This window comes from Ferruginibacter sp., assembly GCF_031430955.1.
Taxonomy (GTDB): domain Bacteria; phylum Bacteroidota; class Bacteroidia; order Chitinophagales; family Chitinophagaceae; genus Ferruginibacter.
Genome location: NZ_JANPCM010000485.1, coordinates 1 through 5,720, shown reverse-complemented (window position 1 = coordinate 5,720; position 5,720 = coordinate 1). Strand labels below are relative to the sequence as shown.

Here is a 5,720-nt window from a genome sequence, read left to right as displayed (position 1 = left end):
GTACCAATTTTATGATTGGTTTGGGCCTTGCTGCAGTAGCGGGGCATATATTCCCCATTTTTGCCGATTTTAAAGGCGGTAAAGGTGTGGCTACTTTATTTGGGATGTTACTGGCTGTGCAACCCGTTGTTGCAATTAGCTGTGTGGGTGTTTTTTTAATTGTACTTTATCTAACCCGTTACGTTTCGCTTAGCTCAATATTGGCTGCTTTATTTCTACCCATTTGTGTATTGTGGATATGGAATGAGCATGAAATATTATACCGCATTTTTGCACTGTTAGTGGCATCATTAGTTATTTTTACCCATCAAAAAAATATTGGCCGCATATTACGTGGCGTTGAAAGCCGGGTGCCCATACTTAAACACCGTGACAGAAGAAAATCACGCCGCCGCAACGATTAACATTTCCTCTACAACCTTATCTTAAAAAATTACGTCTTAACTTAAAATTACATTTTGTGATTTTTGAAGTTATTAAAATTGGTACGCCAATTGTTTATTATAAGATTATAATTAAAACTCAAACAAAATGAAAAAAGTATTTATCTTATTATTTTCTGTTTCGCTGTTAGCAGCATGCTCAAGAAATGCAATTACCGGTCGTAAGCAACTGGGGCTTTTTTCAGAAGCATCACTGCAGCAAATGGCAGTAACTGAATACAGAAGTTTTTTATCGCAAAACCAGGTGGTTAGTGAAAACACCAGTAAAGATGCGGAAATGGTACGCCGTGTAGGCAGCAGAATTGCAACAGCTATTACTCAGTATTACCGTAGTAAAGGCCTTGCTGCTGAATTAGACGGATACAAATGGGAATTTAATTTGGTAAATGATAAAGCAGTAAATGCATGGTGTATGCCCGGCGGAAAAGTGGTGGTGTACACGGGCCTGTTACCTTATACACAAAACGAAGCAGGGTTAGCAATTGTACTGGGGCATGAAATTACGCATGCAGTAGCGCACCATGGTAACGAACGTATGAGCCAGGGTGCAATTGCACAAGGCTTGGAAATTGTAGGTAATATTGCTACATCAGGTAATTCGAAATATAACAACCTGTTTAATAATATTTTTGCACCTGCTGCACAAGTTGGTGTTTTATTACCTAATGGCAGAAACCAGGAGCTTGAAGCCGATCGTTTAGGATTAAATTTTGCGGCAATGGCAGGTTATAATCCAAGAGAAGCAATTCCTTTTTGGCAGAGAATGGCTGCTGCCGGGGGAAACGCTAAACCACCTGAGTTTTTATCCACTCACCCGGCTGATGAGAGGAGGATTGCAAATCTGGAGAAGAATATGCCTGAAGCACTATCTTATTATAAACCAATAAGTAAATAAAGAAAATATTTTATATAATTAAAAAACTCTGCAAACAGCAGAGTTTTTTTTGTTTAAACTTTCATCTACCAAACTTAATGTTTAATTTTACAGTTCTAAACAGCTTTGCTGTTATACAACTTTTAACCCTCCGGAAAAACATCTTTTTAAATTAGCTGCATTTTTGCAGCCAATAATTGTTTTGTTGCTGGTATAATAATTATTAAAATTAACTGTTGTTTTGCCTATGTCTTCTCAAACTTTATTGGAAAAATTACAACTGGGTGATGAAAAAAATTTGCTCCTTCAGGGTTTACCACTTGCCATTGAAAAACAATTCATCAAACTTTCTTTCTCTAAAAATGTAACACCTTTACTTAAAATTAGAAAAATTGATTTTGCTTTAATATTTGCATTTAGCCAAAAGCAATTAAGAGAAATATTAAAGGAAGTAATACCGGCTTTGCACAGCGAAGCTAAATTTTGGATTGCTTATCCTAAAGCTTCCTCAAAAATTACAAGTGATTTATGCAGGGATGCTAACTGGGATTTTATTACTGAACATGGTTTTGAAACAGTGCGGTTGATTGCCGTAGATAATTTGTGGAGTGCCGCAAGATTTAAAAAGCCCGACACAGATACTAATAAAGCGCCTTCATTTTCTTCTGCAAACCCTGCCCCGGGTGTAGATTATACAAATCGTATCATTGAAACACCGGCGGAGTTACAAAAATTGCTGGAAAAAAATAAAACTGCCGCTGCATTTTTTAATTCTCTTGCGTTTAGCCACAAACGGGAATATGTAGAGTGGATTGTAAGTGCTAAAAAAGAAGAAACTAAAAATAAGCGCCTGGAAACTACCATGGAAAAATTAATAGCGCAAAAGAAAAATTTTAATCAAAAATAATTTACTTAAAAATTACTGTACCCAATTGTTTTGTCAATTCTATTTCCATTTGTTTAAGGTGCTGGTGTGTTTGTACTAAAATCATTTGCTCTTCCGAAATTAAAGATTTTTCCAGGTCATGCTGGTTTTCATCCATCAGCCTTTTTATCTTTTTTAATTTCAGGTAATTAAGGGTGCTAAAAACTTCTTCCTTAAATAAATCTTCTCTTGTAGGTATGTGGCCTTCAAAATGTTCAGACCATTTGGGGCTTATTTCATAATTAAAATCCATGATGCTTACCACCAGCGAACTCATTTTTAAATTATCATGGTATAAAAAATTTTTAGGTGTGGGTTCTATCCCTTCGTTGTACCAGGTTTTATAGGTTTGCACCACATGCACTAAATCTTTATTGTCAATCAATTCCTCTAACTGGTTTAATTCAATTTCTTTAAAAATATAATTGGCTACTTTTTGTTCTTCATCCCAGTCTTTTAAACCAAACTCCAGCAAACTTCTTACCATGGCCCTTTCGTGCATTTCATCTTTGTTAAATAGAGACAGGGTATCATCTACTGTTTCGGCTGGTAAAATATTTACATCATTTCTTTCTTCCCTGTAAGATTGATTTTCTGCCTTGGTAACTTTTTCTCTTATAAATTTATTTACCAAAGCATGCAAACCGCTTTCTTCAATCTTTAAAATTTCGGAACATTGTTTTATATAATCCTGCTGTTTGGTAAAATCTTCTGCCTTATTAATTTTTGCGATCGTTTCGGCAATCTGGTTTACAATAATGGACTTTTTATTACTATCGGTACCGGCATCTTTTAATGCAATATCTAATTGAAATAAAATTACATCTCTTTTATTTTCTGCAATAAAATTGGCAAAAGCAGCAGCACCCACTTTGTTTATATAGCTGTCGGGGTCTTCTTTGTCCGGTATTAAAACCAATTTTACATTCAGGCTTTCTTCCAATGCCAAATCCAATCCACGCAATGCAGCTTTTATACCTGCATTATCGCCATCATAAATTATTGTAAGGTTGTTGGTGTACTTTTTTATCAGCCTTAACTGGTCGGGTGTTAAAGATGTGCCACCACTGGCCACCACATTTTCTATACCGGCCTGGTGTAAACTAACCACATCGGTATAACCTTCTACCAATAAACATTCATCTGCTTTATCAATAGCTAATCTTGCAAAATAACTGCCGTACAGCAATTTACTTTTTACATAAATTTCATTTTCCGGCGTGTTAATATATTTAGGAGCCTTGTCGTTGTTTTTAATAATTCTGGCACCAAAGCCCAATACTTTTCCACTTTGATTATGGATAGGAAAAATTATTCTTCCACGGTAATTATCATACGCATTGCCATCTCTTACATTTACCAATCCGCTTTTTTGCAGGTATTCTAAATTGTATTGATTGGCCAATGCCTCTTTTGTAAAGCTATCCCTTGCCCCGGGGTTAAAACCCAATTGAAATTTATTAATTATTTCTTCTCTGAACCCCCGTTGTTTTAAATAACTTAAAGCAATATCCTGGCCTTCATCTGTATTAAACAATGCATTGGTAAAAAACTTTTGTGCAAAGTTGTTGATGATGTAAAGGCTGTCGGCAACCTGTTGTTGCTGTTTATACTCGGGGCTTGTTTCTGTTTCTTCAATTTCTACATTGTACTTTGCGGCAAGCCAGCGTAAGGCTTCGGCATAACTGTACTTTTCAGCTTCCATTAAAAAGCTTATAGAATTGCCGCTGCGGCCACAGCCAAAACATTTGTAAATTTCTTTAGCGGCAGATACAGTAAATGAAGGCGATTTTTCGTTGTGAAAAGGGCACAGGCCAATATAATTAGTGCCTCTTTTTTTTAATTTTACAAACGAGCCCACAATCTCCACAATATCTATGCGGCTGAGTATTTGCTGTATGGTATTTTGTGTAATCAAAGTATTGTTAAAAACAGCTGCAATTTAGCCAACTTTAGTTTTTTTACCGTCTTTATTTTAAGTAACAGTTTTATGGCATGGTTTATGAAAAACTGGTTAAAAAATCATCCTTATACACAATTAACTAATATCTTTATCACCTAAAAATAAAATAGAATGAAGAAATATTGTTTTTTTATTATGCTGCTTTTTGCAGGCATCGCAAGTTTTGGCCAAAGCCTTGATGAAATTAATAAGCTGATGATCTTAGGGCAAAACAAAAAAGCTAAAGAAGGTGTTGATAAATTTATGGCAGATGCAAAAAATGCTAAATCATCCCTTGCATGGTTTTACAAAAGCAGAATTTACAACACAGCTTCTAAAGATTCTGGCTTAAGTGCTGCAGATGCCATGAAATTAAAAGCAGAGGCTTTTGAAGCGCTGAAAAAATACCAGCAAATGGACGCTAAAGAAGAAGCTTTTGTACAGGAAAACCATGCTACTTACTTTGATTTGTACAACGGGTATTTTGATATTGGCGCAAAAGAATTTAATGCTAAAAATTTTCCTCTTTCTTTTGAAGGATTTAAAAATGCTTTAGTAGTTGAAGATTATGTAAAATCTAAAAACTATGAATATAATGGGTTTAAATTTCCATCATTAGATACTTCGCTAATTTTAAATACCGCAATTGCTGCTACCAATGCTAAAGACGAGGCTTCTGCCATTACTTTTTACAAAAAGCTAACCGATGCTAATTTATCGGGTCAGCAATATTTAAATATTTACCAGTACCTGGCGGAGTATTATGCAAAAAACAAGGATGAAGCTAATTTAACTGCATTGCTTGAAAAAGGGAAATCTTTATATCCTGCTGATGATTACTGGACGGAATTTGAATTAGACAGAATTTCAAAATCTGGCGATAAAAAAGTCCTGATTGCAAAGTATGAGGAGCTGATGAAAAAGTATCCGGAAAAATATACTTATCCTTATAATTTAAGTGTGGAAATGTATAATGATCTATATACTGGAGATAACAGACCAGCCAACCCGGAAGCAATGAAAAATAAATTAACAGAAACATTAAAAATTGCTATACCCCTTGATAAAGGTATTGATGCAAAAATGCTGATGACAAGGCATTTGTATAATGCAGCTTACGATTTACAGGATTCATCTAAAAAAATTAAAGGCATAAAACCTGCTGATATAAAACTCCGCAGCGATCTAAAGGCAATGGTTATAAAAAAGATAGATGAATGCATTCCGTATGCAGAAGGGGTGGTGAGTTATTTAGCAGCTCAGCCCACTTTAAAACCAACACAAAAATCTAATTATAAAATTGTACTGGATATTTTAAGCCAGTTTTATAATACAAAAAATGATTTAAAGAAAGCAGCTGAGTATGATAAGAAAAAGACGGAAGTAGATAAACTGTAGTAAAGGGTATAAAATATATAGTATAAACAAGCCGCTGAAATTTTAGCGGCTTGTTTATTTATTAAAATATTTTTTAGCATTATCCCCTGCAAGTGTTTACTTTAAGGATATTGGCAGCATATAAAATAAAAATACCGG

5 protein-coding genes are annotated in these 5,720 nt (G+C 34.8%); 4 read left to right on the top strand and 1 reads right to left on the bottom strand.

The features are described 5' to 3' along the window. From ACY65O_RS13465 to ACY65O_RS13455, 3 genes are all read left to right on the top strand, one after another. Positions 1–404 (top strand): glycerol-3-phosphate acyltransferase (locus tag ACY65O_RS13465; protein ID WP_462221376.1); only part of this gene is annotated, 404 nt, incomplete at its 5' end. Positions 405–531: 127 nt separating this feature from the next. Next, positions 532–1,338, top strand: coding sequence for a M48 family metallopeptidase (locus ACY65O_RS13460; protein WP_462221375.1), 807 nt, complete (start codon positions 532–534; stop codon positions 1,336–1,338). 226 nt (positions 1,339–1,564) lie between these two features. Further along, positions 1,565–2,224, top strand: coding sequence for a YdeI/OmpD-associated family protein (locus ACY65O_RS13455; protein ID WP_462221374.1), 660 nt, complete (start codon positions 1,565–1,567; stop codon positions 2,222–2,224). Position 2,225: 1 nt separating this feature from the next. Here ACY65O_RS13455 and dnaG read toward each other — a convergent pair whose 3' ends face one another. Beyond that, complete coding sequence (gene dnaG / locus ACY65O_RS13450) at positions 2,226–4,160, bottom strand: DNA primase (RefSeq protein WP_462221373.1); 1,935 nt, start codon at positions 4,158–4,160, stop codon at positions 2,226–2,228. 156 nt (positions 4,161–4,316) lie between these two features. Here dnaG and ACY65O_RS13445 point away from each other — a divergent pair, with 156 nt between their 5' ends. Continuing rightward, a complete protein-coding gene (locus tag ACY65O_RS13445; protein ID WP_462221372.1) occupies positions 4,317–5,582 on the top strand; it encodes a hypothetical protein in 1,266 nt (421 codons plus the stop codon). The last annotated feature ends 138 nt before the right edge of the window (positions 5,583–5,720 follow it).